This is a genomic window from Bradyrhizobium sp. sBnM-33, assembly GCF_032917945.1.
Taxonomy (GTDB): Bacteria; Pseudomonadota; Alphaproteobacteria; order Rhizobiales; family Xanthobacteraceae; genus Bradyrhizobium.
Window position 1 is genome coordinate 2,864,289 of sequence record NZ_CP136624.1, and the last position, 24,685, is coordinate 2,888,973.

Annotated in this window: 21 protein-coding genes, 1 tRNA gene and 1 pseudogene; 18 read left to right on the plus strand and 5 right to left on the minus strand. The window is 56.9% G+C overall.

From position 1 onward, the window contains the following. Positions 1-2 precede the first annotated feature (2 nt). From trbF to RX328_RS13250, 5 genes are all read left to right on the plus strand, one after another. Complete coding sequence (trbF, locus tag RX328_RS13230; protein ID WP_213253734.1) at positions 3-707, plus strand: conjugal transfer protein TrbF; 705 nt, start codon at positions 3-5, stop codon at positions 705-707. Next, positions 704-1,729, plus strand: a complete 1,026-nt coding sequence (trbG, locus tag RX328_RS13235; protein ID WP_249726850.1) for a P-type conjugative transfer protein TrbG — start codon at positions 704-706, stop codon at positions 1,727-1,729. The genes trbF and trbG overlap by 4 nt, the downstream gene beginning before the upstream one ends. After that, positions 1,726-3,003, plus strand: coding sequence for a TrbI/VirB10 family protein (locus tag RX328_RS13240; protein ID WP_312018082.1), 1,278 nt, complete (start codon positions 1,726-1,728; stop codon positions 3,001-3,003). The genes trbG and RX328_RS13240 overlap by 4 nt, the downstream gene beginning before the upstream one ends. Positions 3,004-3,008: 5 nt before the next feature. Next, positions 3,009-3,371, plus strand: coding sequence for a DUF2274 domain-containing protein (locus RX328_RS13245; protein ID WP_213253735.1), 363 nt, complete (start codon positions 3,009-3,011; stop codon positions 3,369-3,371). Positions 3,372-3,863: 492 nt separating this feature from the next. Further along, on the plus strand, positions 3,864-4,064 hold the full coding sequence (locus tag RX328_RS13250; RefSeq protein WP_308163729.1) for a helix-turn-helix transcriptional regulator: 201 nt from the start codon (positions 3,864-3,866) through the stop codon (positions 4,062-4,064). 474 nt (positions 4,065-4,538) lie between these two features. Here the strand turns inward: RX328_RS13250 and RX328_RS13255 are convergent, their stop codons facing one another. Continuing rightward, positions 4,539-7,973, minus strand: coding sequence for a hypothetical protein (locus tag RX328_RS13255; protein WP_213253737.1), 3,435 nt, complete (start codon positions 7,971-7,973; stop codon positions 4,539-4,541). A gap of 109 nt (positions 7,974-8,082) precedes the next feature. Between RX328_RS13255 and RX328_RS13260 the strand changes: the two genes are divergently transcribed. Further along, the gene (locus tag RX328_RS13260) at positions 8,083-9,168 is read left to right on the plus strand and encodes an IS5 family transposase (RefSeq protein ID WP_317258730.1); all 1,086 of its coding nucleotides are present in this window, start codon (positions 8,083-8,085) and stop codon (positions 9,166-9,168) included. A 131-nt stretch (positions 9,169-9,299) separates the two neighbouring features. On the opposite strand, the gene RX328_RS13265 is transcribed toward RX328_RS13260, so the two are convergent. Genes RX328_RS13265 through RX328_RS13275 form a run of 3 tightly spaced genes read right to left on the minus strand, consistent with a single transcriptional unit; the run spans position 9,300 to position 12,055 of the window. Further along, complete coding sequence (locus RX328_RS13265; protein ID WP_213253739.1) at positions 9,300-10,298, minus strand: hypothetical protein; 999 nt, start codon at positions 10,296-10,298, stop codon at positions 9,300-9,302. Positions 10,299-10,311: 13 nt separating this feature from the next. Continuing rightward, positions 10,312-11,223, minus strand: a complete 912-nt coding sequence (locus tag RX328_RS13270; RefSeq protein ID WP_213253740.1) for a nucleotidyl transferase AbiEii/AbiGii toxin family protein — start codon at positions 11,221-11,223, stop codon at positions 10,312-10,314. Beyond that, positions 11,213-12,055 (minus strand): type IV toxin-antitoxin system AbiEi family antitoxin, encoded by an 843-nt coding sequence (locus tag RX328_RS13275; protein ID WP_213253753.1) that lies wholly within the window; start codon positions 12,053-12,055, stop codon positions 11,213-11,215. The genes RX328_RS13270 and RX328_RS13275 overlap by 11 nt, the downstream gene beginning before the upstream one ends. Positions 12,056-12,380: 325 nt before the next feature. On the opposite strand from RX328_RS13275, the gene RX328_RS13280 reads away from it, so the two are divergent. The 12 genes and pseudogenes from RX328_RS13280 to RX328_RS13335 all read left to right on the plus strand — a co-directional run bounded on the left by RX328_RS13280 (position 12,381) and on the right by RX328_RS13335 (position 24,011). Next, positions 12,381-13,745 carry a phospholipase effector Tle1 domain-containing protein gene (locus RX328_RS13280; protein WP_213253741.1) on the plus strand — a complete coding sequence of 455 codons (1,365 nt, stop codon included), beginning with the start codon at positions 12,381-12,383 and terminating at the stop codon, positions 13,743-13,745. A gap of 246 nt (positions 13,746-13,991) precedes the next feature. Continuing rightward, positions 13,992-16,067 carry a PQQ-dependent sugar dehydrogenase gene (locus RX328_RS13285; protein WP_213253742.1) on the plus strand — a complete coding sequence of 692 codons (2,076 nt, stop codon included), beginning with the start codon at positions 13,992-13,994 and terminating at the stop codon, positions 16,065-16,067. Positions 16,068-16,071: 4 nt separating this feature from the next. Further along, positions 16,072-16,968: an SMP-30/gluconolactonase/LRE family protein gene (locus RX328_RS13290; protein ID WP_309142505.1), complete on the plus strand. Its 897-nt coding sequence runs from the start codon at positions 16,072-16,074 to the stop codon at positions 16,966-16,968. Positions 16,969-17,469: 501 nt separating this feature from the next. After that, positions 17,470-18,420 carry a CBASS oligonucleotide cyclase gene (locus RX328_RS13295; protein WP_309142542.1) on the plus strand — a complete coding sequence of 317 codons (951 nt, stop codon included), beginning with the start codon at positions 17,470-17,472 and terminating at the stop codon, positions 18,418-18,420. Further along, entirely contained in the window at positions 18,417-18,917 is a 501-nt protein-coding gene (locus RX328_RS13300; protein WP_213253745.1) for a hypothetical protein, read from the plus strand. The genes RX328_RS13295 and RX328_RS13300 overlap by 4 nt, the downstream gene beginning before the upstream one ends. Continuing rightward, the gene (locus RX328_RS13305) at positions 18,914-19,816 is read left to right on the plus strand and encodes an AAA family ATPase (protein WP_213253746.1); all 903 of its coding nucleotides are present in this window, start codon (positions 18,914-18,916) and stop codon (positions 19,814-19,816) included. The genes RX328_RS13300 and RX328_RS13305 overlap by 4 nt, the downstream gene beginning before the upstream one ends. Then, positions 19,816-20,979, plus strand: a complete 1,164-nt coding sequence (locus tag RX328_RS13310) for a hypothetical protein (RefSeq protein ID WP_213253747.1) — start codon at positions 19,816-19,818, stop codon at positions 20,977-20,979. The genes RX328_RS13305 and RX328_RS13310 overlap by 1 nt, the downstream gene beginning before the upstream one ends. Further along, on the plus strand, positions 20,976-21,542 hold the full coding sequence (locus RX328_RS13315; RefSeq protein ID WP_213253748.1) for a 3'-5' exonuclease: 567 nt from the start codon (positions 20,976-20,978) through the stop codon (positions 21,540-21,542). Before RX328_RS13310 ends, RX328_RS13315 begins: the two co-directional genes overlap by 4 nt. Before the next feature lie 41 nt (positions 21,543-21,583). Continuing rightward, entirely contained in the window at positions 21,584-21,907 is a 324-nt protein-coding gene (locus RX328_RS13320) for a helix-turn-helix domain-containing protein (protein WP_213253749.1), read from the plus strand. Then, entirely contained in the window at positions 21,904-22,758 is an 855-nt protein-coding gene (locus RX328_RS13325) for an ImmA/IrrE family metallo-endopeptidase (protein WP_213253750.1), read from the plus strand. The genes RX328_RS13320 and RX328_RS13325 overlap by 4 nt, the downstream gene beginning before the upstream one ends. 220 nt (positions 22,759-22,978) lie before the next feature. Next, positions 22,979-23,074, plus strand: a pseudogene (locus tag RX328_RS13330) (helix-turn-helix domain-containing protein); the annotation flags it as partial. 7 nt (positions 23,075-23,081) lie between these two features. Then, positions 23,082-24,011, plus strand: a complete 930-nt coding sequence (locus RX328_RS13335; RefSeq protein WP_317258731.1) for an IS630 family transposase — start codon at positions 23,082-23,084, stop codon at positions 24,009-24,011. 436 nt (positions 24,012-24,447) lie between these two features. Here RX328_RS13335 and RX328_RS13340 read toward each other — a convergent pair. Beyond that, positions 24,448-24,523, minus strand: a tRNA-Ile gene (locus RX328_RS13340). Positions 24,524-24,685: the final 162 nt, after the last annotated feature.

Sequence of the window (24,685 nt, forward strand, 5' to 3'; positions counted from 1 at the left end):
CTATGGCGACTCATCCCTTCCACCGCCCGTCGGTCCGCTATGGCAATACGCCCGAGCCGGTCACGCCCTATCAGAAGGCGCAACAGGTCTGGGACGAACGGCTGGGCTCGGCCCGCGTTCAGGCCAGCAACTGGCGGCTAGCCGCTCTGGCCGCTATTGCACTTTCAACGGTGTTGGGTCTCACGTTTTCGATGGTGATTGGCCGGTCCGGCGTCGTGCCATATGTGGTCGAGGTTGATCGCCTCGGTGAAGTGCGCGCTGTCGGTCCTGCATTTGAAACCTACCAGCCGTCCGATGCCCAGATCGCGCACTTCCTCGCGCGCTTCGTCGAAAATGTCCGCTCGCTATCGATTGACCCGATCATCGTACGAACGAACTGGCTTCGGGCATATGACTTTGTCACCGATCGCGGGGCGCAGGCTCTTAACGAGTATGCCCGCGAAGCCGACCCCTTCACCAAGATCGGTGCAAAAACCGCAACCGCCGACGTGATCTCGGTTGTCCGTGCATCCGGCGAAAGTTTCGAGATTCGCTGGAAAGAGAACACCTACGAGAACGGTGCGGTCGCAAAGACTGAGCGATTCACCGGTGTCGTGACAGTCATCCTGAAACCCCCAACCAGCGCCGAGACGTTGCGGAAAAATCCGCTCGGTCTCTACGTTCATTCCCTCAACTGGTCGCGCGACCTGATCGGAGACGCAAAATGACGTTCTTTGCCATGAAGAGCTGCGCATCGGTGAGCATCCTTGCGGTGGCGTTCGCACTTGGGGGCTGCGCCATGAAATTGAATCTTGAGGCGCCGTACGACGAGTTGAGTTTTGAGAAGGCTCTTCCGGAGGCTGATCCGCCTAAGCCGGTCGAGGTTGTCGAGGTACCCAAGGTGTTGCCTCTGCCTGGCCAGCTCAAGCCTTGGCCAACCAAAGGTGCGAAAGGCGAGAAGGTTCCGCCGGAGCAGGCCATTGCCACTGCCAACAAGGCCGCGCGGATCGAGCCGACCCGGGCAGGCTATATCAATGCCATTCAGGTCTATCCTTGGACCGAAGGCGCGCTTTATCGGCTCTACTCCAGCCCGGAGAAGGTCTCCACCATTGTGCTGCAGCCAGCCGAAGAGCTGATCGATGTCTCGACCGGCGATACAGTGCGCTGGGTCATCGCTGACACCATCAGCGGGCAGGGGGGCACACGGCGAGTTCATATCCTGGTCAAGCCGACGCTGCCGGACATTCAGACCAATCTCGTGGTGTTGACCGACCGGCGCACCTACCACCTCGAACTCGTCTCCACCAAGCAGACCTACATGGCCTCAATCTCCTGGACCTATCCGACCGATAGTCTGGTTGCGCTTCATAAGCAGAACCGGGCGGCGCAGGAGAATGAGCAACGTGTTGCTGATCGCGGCGTGCGGCTGGACAGCTTGAACTTCCGTTATCGCATCGAGGGGGACGATCCACCGTGGCGGCCGCTTCGTGCCTTCGACGATGGCCATAAGGTCTTTATTCAGATGCCGTCGGGTCTCTCCCAAGGCGAAGCGCCGCCGCTGTTCATCGCCGGCGCCGATGGCCGGCCTAACCTCGTCAATTATCGCGTACGAGGTTCCTACTACATCGTCGATCGGATGTTCGGCGCTGCCGAGCTTCGCCTTGGCGAGAATCCCCAGCGCACGGTTCGGATCATCCGTACCGATGCGCGCCCGGTCTCACAGATCTTCAGCACCGGAGGCGCATCGTGATCGAGGATTCCGACAAGGTGCCACCGGAACGGCTGGAATTGCGGGCACGGCCGCGGCCGATCCGCCGTCTCAACAAACGCACCCTCATGATTGGCTGCGCAGTCGCCGCGTTGTTCATCGCGGGTGCGACGATCGTCGCGCTCAGTCCGCCTCGGATGTTCAAACCCGCCGACCGAACCGAATTGTACAATACCGACCGCAAACAGACTGCTGACGGGCTCACCAAGCTGCCCAAATCCTATCAAGACTTGCCGCCGAAGCTCGGCCCACCTTCGCCCGGCGATATCGGTCGCGCCTTCGCCGAGAGTGAGAAGAAGCTAGGAGCAAGCCCGTCCGAAACGCCGTTCCAGGCCAATCCGGAGCAGGATGTCGAGCGGGCAGAGCGCATCCGTCAGGCCCGTATTGCGCAGCAGGCCAAGGAGTCAGGCCTCCTGTTTCGCCTGTCCGACAAGCAGGACCGGCGCAAACAGCCGGTGGCTGCGGTCACGACCACTGAGCAGCCTTCGGCATTTCGTCCGGCACCCGCCGATAACACTCCGACGACAACTGATCTCCTTGCAAAGGCCCGTGGCCTGAACGACCGCTCCAGCGAAATCATTCCATCTTCCCAGGCGCGCAAGCTCGCCTTCGTTAGCGCCAAAGCCGACAAGGAGACCACCAACCCTCACAGCCTCGCAGCCGCGCCGTCGCCTTATGCGATCATGGCAGGATCGATCATTCCGGCGAGCCTGATCACTGGCTTGAATTCCGATCTCCCGGGATCGACGATCGCCCAGGTAACGGAAAACGTCTACGACACCGTGACCGGCGAGCATCTCCTAGTACCGCAGGGAACGAAGCTCTTTGGCAAATACGACAGCGTTGTCGCCTTTGGCCAGAAACGTGCGTTGGTGGTCTGGACGCGCTTGATCCTGCCTAATGGCAATTCGGTCGTCATCGAGAATCTACCGGCCACAGACGTGGCGGGCTATGCTGGGCTGGAGGACGAGGTCGATTTCCATACTTGGCAGTTGCTCAAGGGGATTGGTCTGGCGACTCTTATTGGTGTTGGGACCCAGCTCTCGCTAGGCAATGACGAAAGCGATCTGGTCAAGGCGCTGCGCGAAAGCATTCAGCAGACGACCAATAGGGCAGGTCAGCGGCTCATTGAACGTGAACTCGATGTACAGCCGACCATCACAGTACGACCCGGCTGGCCGTTACGCGTCATTGTTTCGAAGGATCTCGTGCTGAAACCCTATCGGGACTTTCAGATTGCCGCTAAGACGAGATGACATCGATGAAGCTCTCGAAACTGCCAGACCGTACCCCGGTCAAGCTCGGCACGACGCTAACGCCGATCCTTGCGGCGCGGCTTCGCGACTACGCCGATTTTTACGCAGAGACCTACGGCACACGGGAGGAGGTCGCCGATCTGGTACCGTTCATGCTGGAGGCGTTTCTCGATGGCGATGCGGATTTCAGGCGAGCCAGCCGGGCAGGCGGCGCAAAGGACCCGTCGATTGGTACGCCCCGACGTCTCAATAATCGGTCTACTGAGAAAGAGCCGGGGGAGAGCCACAGCAAGAGCAAGGAACCATCCTACCGGCCGGCTAGCAGGGAAGAGGCGAGCCAGAGATTTCCGTCGTCTAGACCGGAGTGATCGGTTCGCTTGACATCTGGCTGATGGCAGCCTTCACGAGACTGATAGAACATTCAAGTCGCTGCAGGAGGGTCTTTAGGTCTGAAACAGTTGCTTCTTCCATCCGAAGATTTTCAGTATTTACGGCCCTTCGAACTAGGACGTCGAGCGCCTCGACGTCGGTCGGCGGATTTGGGGTGGTGTCCGCAGCATGTGACAATAGCATATGTGAAATTACCGTTCCGTCCGGACTAATCCTCACGGTTAACGAAGCTCTCGTCAACACCGTTTGCTCTACGATTTGGGTAGGCACATCGACCGCCGAAACGTAATCGCTGACTCCGACGATACGGTATCCAAATCGATAGGTATCCCCCGCGACTTCCGCGAATGGCTCTAGCTGTACCGTCTCAAGACCATTCATTCGGGATACTGCCTCTGCAATTCTCTTTGTTGAGTATACTCAATTGATGAGTATGCTCAACAAGAAGCATGCCGTCTTTCATGGACGGGATGCGAGACATTGTTGCAAAGAACCTTCGGCGGCTCCGGCATGAAAAAGGCTGGAGTCAGGAGGAACTCTCGTTCCGGGCAAAGGTAGATCGAAGCTACATCAGCCAGCTGGAAACCAGCGCCTACAGTGCTTCGGTTACTATGCTCGGCAAGCTTGCAAAGGCACTGGGCGTGGACGCTGGGGACCTACTAAAGCGATAATGTGAGTCGCGAGTTTGCGCGGTCGTGCCGGCGGTTCGAAAGCTTCGGTCTCGACAGAACCAACGCGCTCCGGCATCCCACGAATTGGACGCATGCCGGCGCGGGCTGGGAAGGCAGCCCGCTGAAATCCACCGGATCAGCGCAGCGTTTCGATCAGCACGGGCGGCAAAATATGACTTGTACGCTGACCCTGTGAGCAGCCTTGGGATGTTTGTATTGGGTGAGCGGAACCGTGTCGCCATTCCGGGGGTAGAGAAAAACATTTATGCCTCCCTTATCCGAGAGATATTCAACCGAAGGGAAGAGACAGACGTTCCGCGCCCTTCGCGGAAATCGGCTGGCTCGGCGAGCGGGCCGGATAAGATAGGCTTGCCGCCGCGCAATCGCCTTTAGTGCAGAAATCGAGTATCGCGACACAACGGCGGAAGGTCTGCTTCGTGCCAGTTCGTTCAAAGATTTGTTGAGGCTAGAGGATTACTCGTCCGCCCAAGGTCGCGCCAATCGGTGGCCAGCGCTGAACGAGAATAGCTTATCCTTCCATCGGTTCTTTGCCTTTGTCGCGTCGTCATGGACGCGCTTCCAATCAAACGCAATGAATTCCCTCTGCCGCTGAGCACGCGTTTTCAGTTTCAGCTTTATGCGTTGCGCGGCAGCAGGGATCGCGTTTCTTTCGGCGTAATGGACAAATAATTCCCAAGCGACAAGGAACGCCGCGTCATCCTTTGCGGCGAGCGCTCTATCAAGCCACTCCAAGCTGGTCCAGGTCTTCTGGATATTTTCCTTCGCATGGCGATAAACGATGCCAATCCAGCCATCGAGCGGCGCCCTGGCAAGTTCTGTTTTCCAGATTGAACGCACGGCCGCAGAATCGTCTAGGAATCCAGCGATCATCAAGGCTCTGGCTATATCACCCGGCGCCTCCGGTTTGGCGAGCAGTTCTTTGATGAGTGAAACCGCCCACGCAATCCGCTTGCGACGAACGATGAAGCTCGACAGCGTGAGAAGCTTCCAATCGTTGTTGGCGCGCATGATCTGCTTCTTGCGCAACTCATTGATGACCTCGCCATCGTTGGCTTCGAACGGTGCTTCCTCAATGTCATCGCCGGCCTTGAATGGTCCGTCAGTTTCGCTTAATCTGGTCCAGTATTGAGCGCCTTTCGCGGGATTGGTATGCAAGAATGCTTCCATGAGGTCCGTTCTTGGAAATTCCCACCGTCCGAACGCCGGATCGTCTTCAACAGCGAACAATCTGTCGGCGAGCGCGGCGATTTCGTCCGGCTTTTGTTCGACTAACCTTTTTGTAGCCGCGCCGTGCGTCACCCGGTGACCAGAAAATGTGCGCGATGCAGGTGGGCTCAGTTCGCGTTCGACCGCTGCCTTCAAGAAGGCTTCAAAAGCATATGCGCAATCCGGCCGATACTTAACCTTATGCCATGGAACTGCGCTCCGTTCGGGACCGATCCTCTCTGAAATCGCCTTGAACGTTTTCGGTGTCACGAGCAGCGAGAGAAGGAGTGCGCCTCTCGCGTTTTCTTGGGCGCTGCGCTTGTCGGAAGCAGCCCAGGTTGATTGCAAATGTCGGTTCGCCAGGAATACGTCGTTGGCATTCAATGCAATCAGAAACACAAGCTCACGTATGCTGGGGTTTTCATGCGCGAGCAGCGCCGCCAAAACTTCCCAGCGAGCCGGAAGTTGCTTCGGTTCGCAGAGCATTAGATAGGCCAACCACCCGGCCAACTTGTCGATAGGCTGAGTTGGCGCGAGCCGTGGGCCGAGATCCTTTATCTGTTTGACCGACGGCGCGCGCAACAGATGATTCCAGTCCAACGGAGCGGATCGTGGCGCGCCGATCTCATCCCAAAGCTTGATCTGTTCGCGAGGCGCATTGCCGAAAAGGGCGGCCTCAATGAGCGCATGATCAATCTGATCCGGCTTGTCCTGGAGTCTGTCTTTCCGGCGCTTGATGAGCGCGGCGCGTATCTTCTTTTGGATTTGCGGCGTCAAAAGGATCAACAGCTTGCCCAGCGAGTATGTATACCCCAGCAACTGGGCCTCGTTGCGCTTCGTAATCGACAGCAAAAAGCGGCGATAAAGCGCGATCAGCTCTTTCGGCGCCCAACGCGCGAGAGCCGGCCTTGCCGTATCAAGATCAAGGCTGGCGCTGGTCCGATCGCGCCCCTTGCCGAGTTCCAACACAGGAAAGGACTTGGCGAAACGGCGCAACAGTTTTGTATGTTCGGAAGCTATCTTCGCGTCGGCATCGGCCGCGAAATTTGAGAACAAGGAAATGGTATGCATGTCATTTGGCGATGTATCCTCGTGCCATGTCACAAGGCCATCGATCAGCGATACCTCTTCCTCCCACTGGTGCCAGCGACGTGCTTGAAACGCCTGTCCGACCGAAGAGAGCTTGACGGCGGCCTCCGGCCCGCCGTGCGCTTCAAGCAGGCTTAGGGTCATTTCTCTTAACGCGGTTGACGGAAGGGCCAGCAATTCATCGACGGTTTGCAGCAATACCTGGGTCGACGACGTCGCGTCGATCGCGTTAACGCGCAGCGACCAAGCGATGTCATCGAAATGATTTGCCCGGCCCATCGCGGCGCGGCTCAAAACCCACCCGCGCCAGATGGGCGCCTGAACGGCGCGCGGCAGGTAGGTCGCTATCGATATCGCACGATGAATCACCCAGCTCGCGCCCACGCCATCATCAGTCTGGACGAGATCGAGTTTTGCAAAAGCTGGTGCGCCGATCTCATCTCGCACTTTATCAAGGCGTGCCTGTGTTGCCGCGACAGCCTCGACTCTCTGCTGTGGTTCCGGGGCGTAGTTGATAAATTGGCCGTCGTGCGGATCAAGCCAAAATGTCCGCGCCCATTTCGCAAGAAATGCAATGACTTCCGCTTGCCGCCTGCCGTCGCCCCCAACGTTGGCAATACTCTTGATGAGCACCTCGTCCACGGAAGAGCCGCCGGATCGTCGTAGCCACATGGATTCGGCCACATCGAGCAAAGGTGCTGGATTAACGCTGCCGATGCGCCAAAGAAGCTGGAAATGCGCATTCGAAAAATTGTGAGAATTGATCCAGCGTCGCAAAAGCACCCGGATAGCCAGAGCGGGGTAGGCCGGATCAAGAAAGGTCAATGAGACGGCCGCGGCCAGTATGTTGACGCCAATGGTCTGGTCCTCCATCGGACCAAGAAAGCGCTCGATGTTGCTGTCAACTTCCTCCTCAGTCGTGAGCGTTTGAAGCTCGCTATGCAGCGCCAGGCCGATGGCTAGCGGCAATACCGCGTTGTCCATTTCGAATTGGTAGGACGATCCGCTGGGGCGAAACCAGACACCCGACGTGATTTCATCAACGGCCTGCAAGAGATTCTTCTCGGGCTCACCGGTAAAGCCGGATAGCCTGTTTTTGAGGGTGGCCCGGGAAAACTTGCTGCCAACATCCCAATTGCGCTGGATGTCTCGACCGAGACCTGACAGCAATTCACGAAACGTCGCGTTATCGACGGATGTGCCTTGGCGCGCGCCGAGCCGATGCTGAACATAACGAAGCATAAGCTGGTCCGCCGAATGCGCGGTCCAGTCATGTTCGCGATCAAACATTTCCGCGGCGACGGCGAACCAGCTTGGCCATTTGATCAGATTCAAGACGGACGAAGAAAATGCCGTACGCGCCTTTCCATGCTTGGCGAGAAGCGCGTCCAGCTCGGCATCGCGGAAATGGCTTAGCTTTACGCTCGCAGGGCGAGGTTCCAAGGATTGGCCCGATTTGAAGCGCGACTGCCAGTGGTTGGGTCGGTCGGTCAGAACGATCCGGATAGTGCCGCGCCAGTCGGAGTCGGCAGCCTCGGCCAAGAGTTGTGTTACAAATGGCTGGGCTGTGCCTTCATTCGTCCCATCCAGCATCAGCCAAATGAATGGGCTTCCGGGATGCGCTAGCAGTCTGCTGAAGAACCCCTCGCCACGGAGGGGGCTTGATGATTCACTTTATCATCTCGAATCGGCGGAGACGATCATGCGTGGCAGATTTACGGATCAGGGCGGCCTGTTTTCGTACATCGCGCCCGATAAGCGGGTCCCGGCGAACCATCCGCTGCGGAAGGTGCGGGAACTTGTCCGGGATGTTTTGAGTGATTTGAACCGCAGCCTTGGGCGGCTCTACGCCAGCGAGGGACGTCCTTCGATCCCTCCGGAGCAATTGCTGAGCGCCCTTCTGCTGCAGGTGTTCTACGGCATCCGCTCGGAACGCCAGTTGATGGAGCAACTGGACTACAATCTTTTGTATCGCTGGTTCGTGGGACTGTCGCCCGACGATCCGGTCTGGGACCCGACCACCTTCACCAAGAACCGGGAGCGGCTGCAGAACGGCGATGTGTTCACGAAGTTCATGACCAGGCTTCTGAACCACCCGCAGGTCAAGCCGCTGCTGTCGGACGAGCACTTTTCGGTGGATGGAACGCTGATCGAAGCCTGGGCTTCACAGAAGAGTTTTCGCCCCAAGGACGGCAGCGGCGACGATGATGACGGCGCTAACTTCCACGGCCAGAAGCGCAAGAACGACACCCATGCGAGTACCAGCGACCCGGACAGCAGGCTTTATCGCAAGGCGACCGGACGGGAGGCCAAGCTTTGCTATATGGGCCACACCACCATGGAGAACCGGCATGGGCTGGCGGTGGCCGGCAGGGTCACGCATGCCAATGGCACCGCCGAACGCCGGGCTTCGGAGGCCATGCTGAAGGCGAGACGCAAAGCCGCAGGCCGCCGCATCACGGCCGGTGAGGACAAGGCGTACGATACGGCCGATCATGTCGCCAATCTTCGCGCCATCGGTGTGACGCCGCATGTGACGCAGAACCAGGCCGTCACCAAAACCGGCAAGACCCGCAACAGTGCCATCGACGAACGAACCACGCGGCATCCGGGATATGGCATGTCGCAATCACGCCGGGCGATGGTCGAATGCATCTTCGGATGGGGCAAGCAGCATGGCACCATGCGCAAGACCAAACATCGCGGCATCGCTCGCGTTGCCGCCGACTTCCTGCTCAATCTGATCGCCTATAACCTGATCCGCATTCCCAAACTGCTTGCAGCGTAGCCGTACCGGGCGGCAACACCGCCCTCACGCAAAAAAAATGCCTCGAGCTGGCGAACACACCACCTGAAACTTGATCGACGGCGTTCACCGAGACAAAAAAGACTCAAATCCTTGGGTTTTTCAGCAAACTGCTAGAGCTGCTTGGCGCCAGCGCAGAACACGCTGGGTCCAAAACGCCGCGGGCTTACTTGGCACGAGCACCCATTTGGCAAGCGCTGCCCCAAGACATCCGCGAGCGATCCGGAAGTTATGTCTCGAGCGGCAAACCACACGAATAATCGCGACGGGTCCCGTTCGGATTCCCGCTGCCACCAATCAAACAGCAGCCACGTCTTGCCGGCACCTTCGTCGCCGAGCACTGCGCAAACGGGCGGCGCGTCAGGGGCTTTCGACCATTCTTCGATGGCTGCGCATTCATTGTCACGCGGCGCCCAGATGCAATCTGGCGCACATAAATCAACATTGTTTTGCAATCTCGATTTGGAGTCGGTGCGCGTTTGCAGCGTTTGGCCAATTCGTGACCGGACTGCGTGCGCCGCAAAAATCCGCCCAAGACCGGGATGTTTGATCTTGTGCAGGAAATCGGCTCTTCGGACTTCAAATTCCGGAAGATCTGCGATTTGCCTTATCGACGAGCCGAGTTTGCGCCCCAGCACGCGCTCGACGGTATTGGGCGCCAGCGCGAGCAGGAACGGAAGGGGCGCAAAAACATCGTTTCTTGAGCGCCAATCAAGCACCAGCACGCCGATTCCCAGTTCATCGCCGATTTGTTCAAGAGCGCCGGCATCATCGGCAGAGACTTCCTTGCTGGCTGCAAGAATCCAAAGCTCTATCGGGTTGCCGGAGCGCCTGGCGGCATCAAACAGCTTCTTCTTGAGATCATCGAGTGCCAAGGTGGTGGTCTCGCGATACCGCTTGGCTTCTATGCCCGCCGCGATCTGATCATCCGACCCGTCTGAAAATGCATCAACACCGCCCTGTGTTCCGGATTTTTGAATTCTTTGCGATATGCCCGTCGCTTCGACGAACGCATCACGGATGAACCCTTCAAAGCCCTCAGGGCCGCTCGCGTCGAGCTTCAAGAGCGCGCGCTGCAGAGTAGAACAAAAACGAGTGAGATTAAGTGACATTGATGACCGCCACTTAGTCGCTCAACGCTTCTTCTAATCGTGCAACAAGTGCTTTGCGTTTTTCGGCCGGAAGCTTGTCGAGATTCTGTTGCCGCCATTTGACTGCCGGCAAGTTTGCCGCGCCATCTACACCGAGCAGGTCCCATTTGGGCGCCCCCTCTTCAAACGAGATTAGAAACGCTCTGTGTTCCTTCGGCATTTGCCCGACGATCTTTTCTATGATGCTTTCTCTAGCTGCGAGCAAATCATCGAGCGGGACCTCGTTCTCTGTCATGCCGACGAAGCCACGAGCGTACTCATTGGCAATGTCCTTGCGCGGCGGCGCCAGAACTTCCGACATCGGTCGGTGATGACTCAGTATGTAAACGATAAATGCGCGGCGAAGATTGTCGTCTATGCCCTCATTAGCAAGTAAATCACGCACGTCGAAAAAATCGCGCGGGTGCTGACGGTCTAGCGCGGCGACAATTTTTCCGGCGTAGAGGTCGGGAAAGGATGTGACTTGGATTTCCGCGTAGCCGAATGCATCTTCGACGGCGTCGGAAACGGACATCAGCGCGGGCGGATAGACGCAACCGCGCAGCACGGGCGTAACGTCGATTTTGATTTGCACCCCATCGGCACGAGCCTGGAGCTTTACGAGATTGCCTTCGAAGTGCTGCTCGATCAATTTGGAGCCGGGGATGGCTTTCTGAACTCTTTGTGCAATTCGCTTTAGCGCGGTGCTGATGGCGGCTAAGGATTCCACACGCGGCTGAACCGGCAAATAGGTGAGGTCGATATCGACCGACAGCCGAGGCATATTGCGCACAAAGAGATTGATGGCAGTTCCGCCTTTGAGCGCAAAGCAGTCTTCCTGCGCCACCAAGGGAAGAATGCGCATCAGCAACGTAACCTGACGGCGGTATTGTTCATTAAACGCCATTCAGATCCTCCGGGACGGTGATCTGGTAGGCGGAGTCAAACTTCCCGCCCTTCACCAACATACGTTTGCCTGCGCCAAGATCGACCGCGCTCTTATCGACGTGTTTGAGCCATGTGTGCTTATGGCGATCGGCGAAAAAGAAGAACAGGCGCTTCACTTTCACGCTGCGGCAATCGACCAGTAATTTTTGCAGCCGTCGCGGCCTTAGATTTGGTAGGCCTTCCATCAGTTTGTCGGCCTGCTCGAAGCTTTCATGTGCCGGTAGCTCATCGAGCGTTTCAAGATAAGCGCGCTCAGGCATTGAAAGGGTCAATGGCCAATCCCATTGACCCCAAGGCTGCGCCATGAAGCCTGATTGTGCGAGAACGTCATTACGGGATTTGGTGACATCCCATTTTAGGCTGCCAAGTCCGAAGGTGACCGGGTCGTTCTTGAACAACCTTTTGCTGTTGTGAAAGACGAATTTGGCGCCCACGCGTAGCTTTCCAAGCCAGGTCGGCGGGGACTTCGGCCCATATAGGTGGACCTCTGTTGTTGTCTGCGAGAGATAATGCGCGAAGCCCTGGAGTTCGAGGGCAGTGCGGCCACCTACTATGAGGGGGCTGGCGTTCAATATCGTCTGCAACGATATGACGGCTTGCTGCCAGCTCAATGCACCGCGTGGTTTTCGATACACGCTACGCGCGGGTTGTTCGAGGCGACCCGTCGATACGTAGTGGCTGACAAGGTTGGTCGCATAGCCTTTCTTTCGAAGCCAAGCGGCATCCACGAGCAAGCCTTCCGGAAGCTCGTTCTGGAGTTGGTTTAGCTTGCTGGTGCTTAGCTCAGCCATATTGAGCAATATAGCATATCTTTAAACCAAGGGCTAGTTTAAAAATTCTCTTATTTACTCAATAGTGTTGAGTATATCGCGCCACAAGCGAACCTAGCCTCGTTCTGAGGGCTTAACATCGCTGGACATTTGTAGAACCGACTTGTTTTTGACCGAAGTCTTGCACATTGTAAACCCTCGTTCCCCTGATTCGTCTCGAAGCGCGAGATCAGCCTTGGGGCCACCTTATGGTTGAAGGCGACCGGACCATTAGGGAACGCGGGGCGCACTGGCCCATCCAGCACGACACTTAGCGAAAAAGCGCATCTGATTTCGGTGGATCAACATGAAACGCCTCGTTTTTTGCTTTGACGGTACATGGAATGCGTTGAACGCGGATACGCCGACCAACGTCGTTTTGACCGCGGCGAGTATCGTCCGAGAGACGAGAGACGGGATAACGCAGATCATTCACTATGATGAAGGCGTAGGTACAGGCCGTCTCGAAAAACTCTCTGGAGGTATGTTCGGAGCAGGCCTGATCGAGAATGTTCGCGAGGCCTATCGCTTCCTGATCTTCAACTACGATCCCAAAGATGAGATCTTCGTCTTCGGATTTTCTCGCGGTGCATTTAGTGCTCGGACCTTCGTGAACTTTGTGCGCCATGTCGGACCGTTGCGTCGGCTCCATGCCGCCAGAATTGACGAGGCCTTAGACCTGTATCGTGAAAGACTCTCCGGAGCGGACGGCGCCAGCGAACGCACGAGAAAGTTCCGTGCTGATTACTCGAGTAATGTTTGTGTTGGTACTGACGACGACTCTTGGCGTTGCCAGAATGTGGCCGACTACCAAAAGGGCTCGGCTCCAGTCCTGACCATCAAGTACCTAGGAGTTTGGGATACAGTTGCAGCGCTCGGTTTTCCCGAGGTTATGCCTTTCAGTCAGAAGCTGAACAACAAATATGCTTTTCATGATGCAAGTTTGAGCGATTTTGTTGAGAGTGCGAGACATGCCGTCGCAATTGACGAGCGCCGCGCATTATTTCCGCCGGCGACCTGGAGTGATCTGACTGCGATAAACGCTGCGAAAAACTATTCCCCGGATCACCTTGATGCTCCCTATCAGGAGAAGTGGTTTCCCGGCACCCATGGTTCGGTGGGCGGCGGCGGTGACATCCGGGGATTGTCTGACGGGGCACTGGCTTGGGTATTGAAAGGCGCAAAGCGTGCGGGTCTGGTACTTGATGCCGCCGCCGGCTCACGCATCCAAGGATTTGCACCCAATGCTCTCGTTCCACTTGTGAACATGAGTAAACCGGAAAAAAGCTTCACGAACGTCATCACGACGGATAGGAAGGGGCCGGATCACCGCTGGCAACTTTCGGCGGCGGCACTGCGCCGTTACAAAGCCTCGCCTAGCGAATTGCCTGATCGGGCTGCTTATAGGCCAAGAACGTTGAGCAAACTTGATTCAGCGCTTGCGTCTTACGTGATCGACGCCGGTCAGCAGGATACCAACATTCTCGCTGAGCACGTGGTTGTATCAGGCGATCAGCTCCGCAAGCTCGCAAAGCACTACTATGGCGATGCTGAAAAGTGGAAGATTATCTTCGACGCTAATAGAGACACGATCGACGACGCAGATGAATTATTTGTCGGCTGGAAATTGCGTATCCCAGCATTGGCATCAACTGAGCAACTTACAATCTGAATTCGAGTGGAAGGACGTGACGACTGCCGCCCGAGAACGGCAGTTGATCTTGCGCACTGATGAGGTTTTCACAGAAGGTTTATCAGTCCGGAGCGGGCGGCATTCTTGGGCCCTCCACTCCGCAATGGTGATGGCCATCTCCGATCGCAGAAATGCAAAAACGTTTGGTTGTAGTATCTGATTATGAAAATCAGGGGTAATGCTATGGTATGGCGACTCGCGTCTGCGAGAGATTCGGAGATTGCCATGGCTCATGCGAGTCTTGCCTGTTCTTTTCGTCGAGGGATTCAAACGGCGCTTGTGCTTGCCGCTACCGCTCTCTGTGGTCCGTCGGCCTGGTCGGCTGAACCCGAAAGAAAGAGCGGCTACGCGATCGGCGCGGAGCGATGCGGCAGCCGGGGACTATCGTTTCCCAGCGTCAAGATCGACATGAAGAAGGGGTTTTGCGCGGGGCTGGTTCTGAGCGAGGAAGACGGGCTGAGGTTTCCGCGCTCCATCGTGCAAATCCCCGGCCACGAGCAGTTCGTGATCTCCGACATGAGTGGATGGAATCGCACAGATGGCCGGCTGCTGCTGCTCGATCCTCACGCCGCGGAAGGTAAGCGGGTCAAGGAAATCGTCACGAACCTCGAATATCCGTTTGGCCTCGCGATCGGGCCGGATAAGAAAATCTACGCCTCAACCCATGAGACGATTTTCCGGTTCGATCCACTCGCGGCAAATCCGAAGAGCACGATCGAGACAATCATTCACGGCCTCCCGGGCCGCAGGGTCACGCTTCCGAACGGCACCAAGATCGAAGAAAGCAGTCACTCGCTCAAGCATTTCATTTTCGACAGGACGGGACGCATATTCGTCAATGTCGGGTCCCACAGCGACGACTGCATCACGAGGCCGCCGATCACCAAGCCGTGCGCTGCGGGTGAAGGCCCGTCGCCTCTTGCCTCCATCTGGGTGTTCACGCCGTCGTCCGGTAACGTCTTCCCGGCGCTAAGGCCGGGCGATTCCAATCCGCCGCGCGAGATTTATGCGCGGGGCCTCCGGAACTCGATGGCGCTCGCCGTGCATTCCCGCTTCCCCGACGCCGGTTATGCCTTCCTGCAGGGCGAGAATGCGAGGGACCTGCCGGATATCTTTCAGCCCAACGAGGAGATCAACGCGATCGAGAGAGGGAAGCATTACGGCTGGCCATATTGCTACGATCTTTCGACGCCAAGCCCTGAATTTAAGGCGGTGCTACAGTCCGGGCCCTACAAGAATTTCTGTAACAACACGGCCGCGTACAAACCGCCGCACTCGCTGCTGCCGCCGCACGGCGCGCCACTCGGCATGCTGTATTATCACGGGCGCAAATTCCCGGAACTTGACGGCAAGCTTCTTGTCGCCCTGCACGGCTACCGCCCGACGGGAAGCCGTCTTCTCATCTACGATGTAGACGGCCGCGGCTTCCCGAAAATAAGCCCGCCGCCCGTCCGCTATCAGGTGAGCTGTGGCGCGGAACCGAGCCGCGCCTTTCAGACCGACGCCGGAAATGCTCCGGCCGCCGCCTATGAGGAGCTGATATCCGGCTGGTACCGGGTGAACGGCGCGCGGCCGCAGGGCGCGCCGGTCGGCATGACGGTCGCGGCCGATGGTGCGATCTGGATCGCCGAGGACAAGAACCAGGCAGTGATCCGCATCGATCGCGCTTCCGGCAACCCGCCCGATCCGCTGCCGTGCGGCGTGCGGACACCCGAGCAGATCGACGAGCTTGCCGGCTTCGTCACGAACGATTCCAAGAACAAGGCTCGCCTGACTTCCGTCCGGACCAATCTGGTCGAGAAGCACTGTCTCGGCTGCCATTCCGATTTCGGGCTTAAGAAGGGACAGCCGGGGGCTGAGAAAGATCAAACGGTCCTGCGCTTCATACTCGCGCAGGACGGCTGGATTTATCCAGGAGACCCCGATTCCGGGAAGCTGCGCATCCGCCTCCGCGGACTCGGCGCGGAAAAGCTGATGCCTCCAGGAGGAGAGAAATTGCCCCAGACGGAGCCGGGCTACGCGCAGGTTCTGAACCTTGCCGATTATCTGGCGGGGACGATGGTTCCCGGAACAAGGATGCGGATCAAGCCCGGCCCCGTCCAGCGGAAATTCGTTAGCAAGACCGACAAGGAATGCGGCGAAATCCCGACGACGAAGGTCGTCGTGGTGACACAAAAGAACGCTGCAGGTAAGCCCGGCTTCAGCCGGTTCTATCGGCCTGCCGATATCTTCCTCAACGGCGAGTGCGCCGATGCAGATGGCTACTATATCCGTCAGGACCTTCTGGTGCCTTTGCTGTAGCGCCATGCAGAGCCTGGCCGCCGTGACATCCGCGCCGGCCGAAGTGAAGTTGTTCGAAAGCGTCCAGGCCACGCCCGCGGGCGAATACACGTCGGGCATCGAAGGGCCGGCCGTCGATCTCGACGGCAATCTCTATGTCGTCAATCTCGGCAGACAGGGCACGATCGGCAAGCTTCCACCCGGGAGCGCCGCTTCCGAGAAGTTCATCGATCTTCCCGAGGGCAGCGTCGGCAACTCGATCCGCTTCGCGCGCGACGGAACGATGTTCATAGCGGACTACAAGAAGCACAACATATTCGCGGTGAGGAAGGGCAGCGCGATGCCCGAAGTCTGGTTTCATTCCGACCAAATGAACCAGCCTAACGACATGACCATCGCGCGCGAGGGCACGATCTACGCGAGCGACCCGAACTGGAAGGGACGCAGCGGCCAGATTTGGCGGATCGCGAAGGGAGCCGACGGATCGGTGCAGGGTAAGGTGATGACCGCGCCACGCGCCATGGGCACCACAAACGGCATCGATCTCAGCCCCGACGAAAAGACGCTCTATGTCGGCGAGTCCGACAGTGGTCAGATATGGGCTTATGAAATTCGCGGCAACGAGCTGACCAATGCAAGGCTAGTCAAGACGTTCGATCGCGACACAATCGACGGGGTGCGTACCGACACGGAGGGCAAACTATTCATCGCCCGCATCCTAAAGGGTTCAATTGCAGTCCTGACCCCAGACGGCAAAGCCCAGAGAGAGATCGCGCTCAAGGGCAAAGAGCCCTCAAACCTCGCCTTCGGTGGCAAAGACGGCAAGACGATCTTTGTCACCCAGCGGCAAGGGGGCTTCATCGAATCCTTCCGCACAGACCAGGAAGGGCGTGAGTACTGCCTGCAAAGAACTGATTGCTAGACATGACTTATAAGCCTTCGAGCAAATGCTTATAAGTCGGCAACTGGATAGGTTTCTAACAAACCTGATCAGTCTCAACGCACCTAAGCGGAGCGGCTCGTGAGAGCTTGTCAGGCTCATAACCTGAAGGTCATAGGTTCAAATCCTATCCCCGCAACCAAACTTTGATAGTGATATCAGTGACATAGACCGCCTCTGGCGGGCTTTTGATGTCTTGCAGTACTTTCCTGCCTTTTACCCATCAAATCCATAATATATCATTTGATATCAATATGTTACAGGTCTCACCTCCAATCAATTGCCGAGCGTTACAATTTTCTACATGGCACACATGATTGGCACATGAATGCGAGATGCAGGCGCCCTTGCCAGTGCCGCCGGGGCCCTCCTAAAAAGTGTGAATGTTCTGAGTAGGCGCACTTTTTAACCTTGACTGCCGAAGACATCCGCTCCATTCATCGTTCGGAGTACCGAACATTATGTGAGTCTATGGAGAATCACGTGCCCCTCAACAACACAGCGCTCCAGTACTACGACGCCAATGTCCTGCGGCTTCCGACCGACAAGCGGAAGGAATACCACGCGCAGGTCGATCGGTTGATCACCGAACTCAGCCGCACCGTTCGTGAAAAGACGGCGATCAAGATCACCAAGGTGGTCAAGGCGGGCTCCTTCGCCAAGTTCACGATCTTGCGCAAGACCTCGACCGACCCGGTCGACGTCGATGTCGTCTTCTATATCTCGGGTCGCAATATCGACCACGAGACCCTCCAGGGCCTGAACGACACCATCTACAAGTTGTTGATTGAGATCTACCCCAACAAGGATGTCGAGGATTTCGAGATTCAGCGGAAAGCCGCGACAGTTTCATTCGTTGGCACTGGGCTCAGCGTCGACATCGTGCCCGTGATCGAAGACCCGGCTCGTCCCGGCTACGGTTGGCAGTTTGATTTGCAGGACGGCTCCAAGCTGGAAACCTGCGCGCCGTGTCAGATCAAGTTTGTGCGGGACCGGAAAAACAAGGACAAGGATTACCGGACCCTCGTTCGCCTGACCAAGAAATGGCGCAACCACGCCGAGCTGAAGGCACTCAAGTCCTTCGTTATCGAGCTGATCGTCGCGTACATTCTCGACACCGAAGGCAACGCTGGCAGTATCGAAGAGCGCTTTCGACGCATTCTTCTCTACATCGCCCAGACCGGCCTGAAGGAGAAGATTCAGTTCGCGGAGAACACCGCCCCGTTCGGCACCTTCACTGATCCGGTGGTCATCATCGACCCGGTCTATAGCCTCAACAACGTGGCGAGCCGCATCACCGAGGCGGAGCGCATCTCAATCGTGGCGGCAGCGCAGGATTCTTGGGAAGCGGCACACTTTGCATCCGCTGAAGACGACAACGAAGTGTGGAAAGAGCTTTTTGGCCCGCGTTTCAAGATCGAGGAAGCCGCATGACCTATTCTGCCACTGCGAGTGAGACCTATTCCTATACCACGGCCGACGTCGAAGCAGTTGCGCGCCGTTTCACGGCCGATCTGGTTATGATCGGCCAGAGTTCGGCTGCCATCACTGAGGAGAAAGCGCGCGAGTATGCGCATGATGTGGAAGCCTTGGCTAAGAAGGGCTTTCTTGAAAAGGTCGACCTCACGCTCCTGTCGGGCGGAGTCGAGCTGCGCGCAACGCAGTATATGGTGAATACGGCCTCGGGCGATCTGACGATGAGTCGCCCCGGTGGGGTTATGTGGCCGCGGGTTGCCAATGCCTACTTGCGCATCATCTTGTTTTGGACCGACGACTATACCCTCACTCAGCAAGCGGCGATGAGCGGAAAGTTGAAGATCAACTGGAGTCCAACGAGCGATGACACGAACCACACCGGTCTTAAGGCGACTGGTGGACGCGACTACGCCAGCAATGCCTTCGGCATGCAGCGGAAGGATTTTGCCACGTGAACCAGCCAGCTCCTAAAGTTTTCGACAGCGAGACCCCGCTTCCGGACCCAGCGTTGACCGCGAAAGCGAAGACCCTGCTGGGATTTGAGGAGCGGTATACGCGCGTTCACAATCAGCTTCGACTTCTCTTGAGTTTGAACGAATTAGGTGCCTGGAACAAAAAATACCACGGCGGCAAGTTATTGCTCGGCGACCTTGTCGCCGAGCAATACCCGCTTGCAATCTTCCACGGGGATGTCGGGACTGGAAAGAGTGCAAACGCCGAGTGCTTAGCAAACCGCATCGTTGCCGAAGCGCGGGCAGAAGATTCGATCCTGTTCAAGTTGAGCAACCGCGTTCGCGGAAGCGGTAAAGTCGGCGAGATGGGAACTCACCTCTCGGAAGCGTTTCATCGTGTAACACAATCTGCTGGGCGGGGGCGGCGCGCGGTCCTTATCATCGACGAGGGCGACTCACTGGCGACCTCGCGTTCTCAGGACCACAGCCACCACGAAGACAAGGTGGCCGTAAATACACTCATTCAAGGTATCGACGATCTTCGAAAGTTCGGTGGCCGTGTAGTCACTTTTCTCTGCACCAACCGTTTGTCTGTGCTTGATCCTGCGTTGCGCAGGCGTGCGGCGATCGTGGAGGAATTCAAGCGGCCGTCCGCCGAAGAGCGCCGCCAACTCTTTAAGCTCGATTTGGCCGGGCTTGGTTTGCCGGAATCACAAATCGCTCAGCTCGTCGCGGCTACCGAGGCAAAGAGCGGTCAGCCATCCTGGACCTACTCGGATATTCGCACTCGCCTTTATCCAGGCGCGTTGGCATTAGCTTTTCCGGATCGGCCGCTTTCTTTTGAACATTTGAAGTCCGTCGTCTCGATGATGAAGGCGTCGCCGGCAGTGGAGGATCGCTGATGGCGAAGTCTTCGCTCTTTGGACGGCGTATCCATATCTCCGGTAGCGTATCTCAAGATCCAGCTATCGCGGCGGTCGCCGAGGTGACGAAGGCGCGTGCACTGGTGGAGGGACTCGTACAGGAGCTTATGTCTCGGGGAGCTACCTTTGTCCTGCCGGTCGATAGTGAGAAAACCCGTACAGCAGACGGGACGCCAATTCTGTTCGACTGGTTGATTTGGGAAACAATCCGCAACTGCCTCGCCCGCCGCCCGTCAGGCGCGCCCGGCCCGCTCGTCATCGCGGTGCAGCACCACAAGACAGAAGATCAAATTCCGCCCCAGTTCCAAGCACTTTGGGACGAATTGCGATCCTCGGACCTCATACAGATTGAGAACGTGTCGCACTGGAATATGAACAGCAAGCGCATGGAAGCACAGGCGCGATGGGGCGATATTCTTCTGACGGTTGGTGGTTCCGAGGGTGTGCTGTTCCTGGCCAACCTCTATCATGACGCGGGTAAGCCAGTGGTTCCGCTCAATTGCAAGGTGACCCCGGTTGGTGAAGGAGCACGTCGGCTATTCACTTTGGGCTTGTCGAGTGCCCAGGCGCCGCGCCTCTTCCGGACTCTTGCCCAAACCTCGCACACTTGGATGAATCGCATTAACTTTACGGATCGCGCCGACACAACCGATCAGATAAAGGGCATCATAGACCTTCTAGAAAGTCTAGAGCCGCCGCCGGCGTTCGTCGTGCGGCTCTTGAATCCAGACCATGCGGACTTCGCGGACGTGCAGAATTTTTTCGATGTGGTTGTGCAGCCGATCATTGAGGGTGAACTGGGTTACCGCATGGTTGTTGTAGACGGCCATCAAAAATACGAGCACGCACGCATCGATCAAGAGATCTTTGCCAAGCTGCACCGGAGCCGCGTGGTCTTGGCCGACATTACTGGAATGCGCCCGAACTGTTTCTTGGAGCTTGGCTATGCCTTTGGCCGTATTCTTCCGACGATGCTAATGGTGAAGGAAGGAAGCTCTCATCCGTTCGATATTCACACTTTTGCGGGCTTGCATTGGAAAACAGCGGGCTCGGTGGAAGAGCGGCGGCGCGCGTTTCGGGAGCATTGGGCCGCCATCCAGAGCAGGCCGGCCCTTGTTGCAACGGAGCCCCTTGTCTCATGACCGTCAAGCGAGAAATCTTTATCTCAATTGACGTGGAAGCCGCTGGCCCCATACCAGGAGAGTTCAGCCTCTTGTCTATTGGCGCCTGTGATGTAGATGAACCGTCGCGTGTATTTTCTTGCGAGCTGCAACCTATAAATCGAAATGCTGACCCGAAGGCTCTGGAAGTCGGCGGCTTCTCCCTGGAAAAGCTAGCTAGGACCGGGCTACCTCCAAAAGAAGCCATGGAGAAATTTGCATCTTGGATCGAAAGTTTTGTTGGTGAGTCAGATACGGCAGTATTCGTCGGGTTTAACGCCCCCTTCGATTGGTCATTCATCAATTACTATTTCCACAAATTCCTCGGAAGAAATCCCTTCGGTTTTACCGCCTTGGACATCAAAGCCTATTATATGGGTGCTACCGGCTCCACATGGCGCGATACGCGCTCCAGTGCGATTGATGCAAAGCTGAATCCAAAGTCCAAGTCCGATCATAACGCCTTGCACGATGCCCAATATCAAGCAGAGCTCTTCCGTCTCATTCGTAAGAATCTTGTATCTGGCCGAGCGGGCAATGCCTGACAGTCACTCCAACTGTCGGTCATAAAAAGGAGAAGATACAAATGTCTACAGCTTTGGGAGACAAGATACGCCGCCTTCGAAAAGAAAGGGGGTTTAGTCTCGATAAGCTCGCTGAGCTCTCTGAATCGAGTAAGAGCTACATCTGGGAATTGGAAAATAAAAATCCACCGCGCCCATCGGCAGATAAGTTAGCCAAGATCGCGCACCAACTCGATACGACCATCGAGTATCTTTTAGACGAAGGAGAGTCTCTCTCTACTGAAGATGCGGCAGATGCCAAATTCTATCGCCAGTATCGTCAAATGGATGAGGCGACCAGAGCGAAGATAAGAAAGATGGTCAAGCTGTGGGGCGACGATACATGACTGATGCGTTCTCCCCTGAGCGGTGGGCTTTCGAAATAACCCACGTGTTGAACACCGTTTTGGGAGCAGAGCATTTTCCGATTAACGTCACAGCCGTGGCGCAAGAATACAGTGTCCAAAAATTTCCGCACGATCCGATTTCACGGATAGTTGGCGGCAGTCTTCCCGGTTTCGACGGTGCTCTCTACAAAGCACCCGCCGGGAGGAAAGGCTGGGGAATTTTTTACAACAACCGGATACGTTCGACCGGCAGAATAAACTTCACGTTGGGCCACGAATTCGGCCACTACCTATTGCATCGCTTGGCCTATCCCGAAGGTATCCGGTGTGGAGAGCAAGACTTTGTTCAATGGGACTCGACTTACGGTCAGATCGAGCACCAGGCTAATGTGTTTGCGGCGAACTTGCTGATGCCGCTTGATGATTTCCGCCGACTTGTTCCGCCGTCGTCGAAAATCGACTTGGACGTCATTTCTCATTGTTCAGATCGTTACCAAGTATCCCTGATAGCCGCGACACTCCGTTGGCTCGCTTACACCGAGAAGCGCGCTGTGCTGGTCGTATCCCGAGATGGATACATTCTTTGGGCACGATCGAGTGCATCCGCGCTAAAATCCGGAGCCTTTTTCCGTACTTCCGCAGGGCCGATCGAAATTCCGGCAACATCGCTGGCGGCGCAACGCTTGACGGCAGAGAAACATGCCACGAAAGAACACGAGCTTGGAGTCTGGTTCCCGGAGCCAGTGACCGAAATGACGGTGCTGTCGGAACAGTATGACTTTGCCATTTCGCTACTTCTCCTCTCTAATGACCCGCCTCCGTTTATTGAGCGGGCACCCAGTCTTTACTAGACGACCGATTCCATGAAACCCGCGTGCTGCAGCAGGCTGAATTGGTGGAACGGACGGGTTGTTGGCGGATTCCTCGTTTGCGGTCGGCGAAACGAGGAGCTGTATCATGGCAGGATGGCGGCGAGCGGTCGAATTGGCAATGAGTGATGAAGAGATAGCGACCTTGACGACGCTTTCGCGGTCGAGGATCGAACTGGCGAGCCGGGTGTCGCGGGCGCAGATGCTGCTGGCGTATCGGGAAAACCCTTCGTTCTGCGCGGTGGGCCAGAGACTTGGGGTCCATCATCAGACGGTGCAGCGCTGTGTCGAGCGAGCACTGGCCGATGGCCCGCTGGCGGCCCTCGACGATCGCCCGCGACCGGGCAAGGAACCAACCATCACGCCGGGAAGCCAAAGCCTGGTTGGTGTCGCTGGCGTGCGACAAGGCCAAGGACCACGGCTATCCACATGAGTTGTGGACGACGCGGCTCTTGGCGCGCCATGCGCGTGAACACGGGCCGGCGGCGGGGCATGCGTGTTTGGCCAATTTGGTCCAGGGAACGGTGTGCAAGATCCTCGGTCGAGAGGAAATCAAGCCGCACAAGGTGCGTTACTATCTTGAAAATCGCGACGCCGAGTTCGAACAGAAGATGGCGGAGGTGCTGGGCGTCTATCGTGAAGTCGAAATCCTGAAGAAAGCCTCTGCCAAAGGAAGGAGGCGGGGAAAGCCGGTGACGATCGTCTCCTGCGACGAGAAGCCGGGAATCCAGGCCATCGCAACGACGGCGCCGGATTTGCCGCCCAAGCCTGGCGTCCACGCCACCTTTGCGCGCGATCATGAATACAAACGCCATGGCACGCTCAGCCTGTTGGCTGGGATCGATCTGCTCACCGGCAAGGTCCACGCCCTTGTCAAAGATCGTCACCGCAGTCGAGAGTTCATCGAACTCCTCAGGCTTATCGATGCCGCTTATCCGCCAAACACTGCGATCAAATTGATCCTCGACAATCATTCCGTGCACATATCGAGAGAAACCAGAGCCTGGCTCGCCACTCGACCGGTGGGACGCTTCGAGCTCGCCTTCACTCCCAAGCACGGCTCATGGCTCAATCTCATCGAGGGATTCTTCTCCAAGTTCGCCCGTTCAGTCCTGCGCCACATCCGGGTGGCCTCAAAACACGAACTCAAGGAGCGCATCATGGCCGGTATCGACGACGTCAATCGCCATCCGGTCATCCACACGTGGTCCTACAAACTCGCCGACGCCGCCTGATATGATTCGAACCAAGAAAACGCTAATCTAGATACCGCGAGAGCGACGCATAGCCCTTGAATTCTTCCATTGGTGGCAGAGGCCTTCCGCAGTTTGTGAGGTCCTCCGGCTGGCAATAGGTCTATCGCTGCAACATTCGCCAATCTTTGTGTCCGGTGACTAGAGCTACCTATTTTAGGAACGTCCAGCCTCAAACAGCCGACCGTTGCCTTCGTGGCGAAGGTCATGGAAACGCAGGTCATCGATCTTAGTTCATCATGTCCGCGCGCAAATGTGGTGCGGATTGATCGGATGATTGTGTGAGATGTCTCTGGCCTGGTTCAAACCTTCTTTCGTGAGACCATCACGCGAACAAAACGGCAATCAATTCTGTGGCGGTAACTGAGGCGGTGCCAAATTATCAACCTTCAGGAACGTCGTAAGCTCCTGTAATGTCTGGTGGGCCCGGCAGGACTCGAACCTGCAACCAGACCGTTATGAGCGGCCGGCTCTAACCATTGAGCTACAGGCCCCGCCGCGGAGCGGCCGCGGGAAGGCGGCCGGCAACGGTGCCGCCATCGTTTACAGGCATGACAGCGATACGGCAATGCCGGGTTAGCAGCCAAGAACAGGCTTTCATCGGGCCCCGCCCTTGCCTACAACTTCCGTCGCATCATTCGTCAGCAAACGCTTGA

What these genes read in the sequence shown, in the direction of transcription:
- RX328_RS13250 (WP_308163729.1), top strand. Translation starts at nt 3,864, where the DNA reads ATGCGAGACATTGTTGCAAAGAACCTTCGGCGGCTCCGGCATGAAAAA.
- RX328_RS13300 (WP_213253745.1), top strand. Translation starts at nt 18,417, where the DNA reads ATGACCTATTCTGCCACTGCGAGTGAGACCTATTCCTATACCACGGCC.
- RX328_RS13265 (WP_213253739.1), bottom strand. Translation starts at nt 10,298, where the DNA reads ATGTCACTTAATCTCACTCGTTTTTGTTCTACTCTGCAGCGCGCGCTC.
- RX328_RS13310 (WP_213253747.1), top strand. Translation starts at nt 19,816, where the DNA reads ATGGCGAAGTCTTCGCTCTTTGGACGGCGTATCCATATCTCCGGTAGC.
- RX328_RS13320 (WP_213253749.1), top strand. Translation starts at nt 21,584, where the DNA reads ATGTCTACAGCTTTGGGAGACAAGATACGCCGCCTTCGAAAAGAAAGG.
- RX328_RS13325 (WP_213253750.1), top strand. Translation starts at nt 21,904, where the DNA reads ATGACTGATGCGTTCTCCCCTGAGCGGTGGGCTTTCGAAATAACCCAC.
- RX328_RS13335 (WP_317258731.1), top strand. Translation starts at nt 23,082, where the DNA reads ATGGCCCGCTGGCGGCCCTCGACGATCGCCCGCGACCGGGCAAGGAAC.
- RX328_RS13270 (WP_213253740.1), bottom strand. Translation starts at nt 11,223, where the DNA reads ATGGCGTTTAATGAACAATACCGCCGTCAGGTTACGTTGCTGATGCGC.
- trbF (WP_213253734.1), top strand. Translation starts at nt 3, where the DNA reads ATGGCGACTCATCCCTTCCACCGCCCGTCGGTCCGCTATGGCAATACG.
- RX328_RS13285 (WP_213253742.1), top strand. Translation starts at nt 13,992, where the DNA reads ATGGCTCATGCGAGTCTTGCCTGTTCTTTTCGTCGAGGGATTCAAACG.
- RX328_RS13255 (WP_213253737.1), bottom strand. Translation starts at nt 7,973, where the DNA reads ATGCTGGATGGGACGAATGAAGGCACAGCCCAGCCATTTGTAACACAA.
- RX328_RS13280 (WP_213253741.1), top strand. Translation starts at nt 12,381, where the DNA reads ATGAAACGCCTCGTTTTTTGCTTTGACGGTACATGGAATGCGTTGAAC.
- RX328_RS13275 (WP_213253753.1), bottom strand. Translation starts at nt 12,055, where the DNA reads ATGGCTGAGCTAAGCACCAGCAAGCTAAACCAACTCCAGAACGAGCTT.
- RX328_RS13260 (WP_317258730.1), top strand. Translation starts at nt 8,083, where the DNA reads ATGCGTGGCAGATTTACGGATCAGGGCGGCCTGTTTTCGTACATCGCG.
- RX328_RS13315 (WP_213253748.1), top strand. Translation starts at nt 20,976, where the DNA reads ATGACCGTCAAGCGAGAAATCTTTATCTCAATTGACGTGGAAGCCGCT.
- RX328_RS13245 (WP_213253735.1), top strand. Translation starts at nt 3,009, where the DNA reads ATGAAGCTCTCGAAACTGCCAGACCGTACCCCGGTCAAGCTCGGCACG.
- trbG (WP_249726850.1), top strand. Translation starts at nt 704, where the DNA reads ATGACGTTCTTTGCCATGAAGAGCTGCGCATCGGTGAGCATCCTTGCG.
- RX328_RS13290 (WP_309142505.1), top strand. Translation starts at nt 16,072, where the DNA reads ATGCAGAGCCTGGCCGCCGTGACATCCGCGCCGGCCGAAGTGAAGTTG.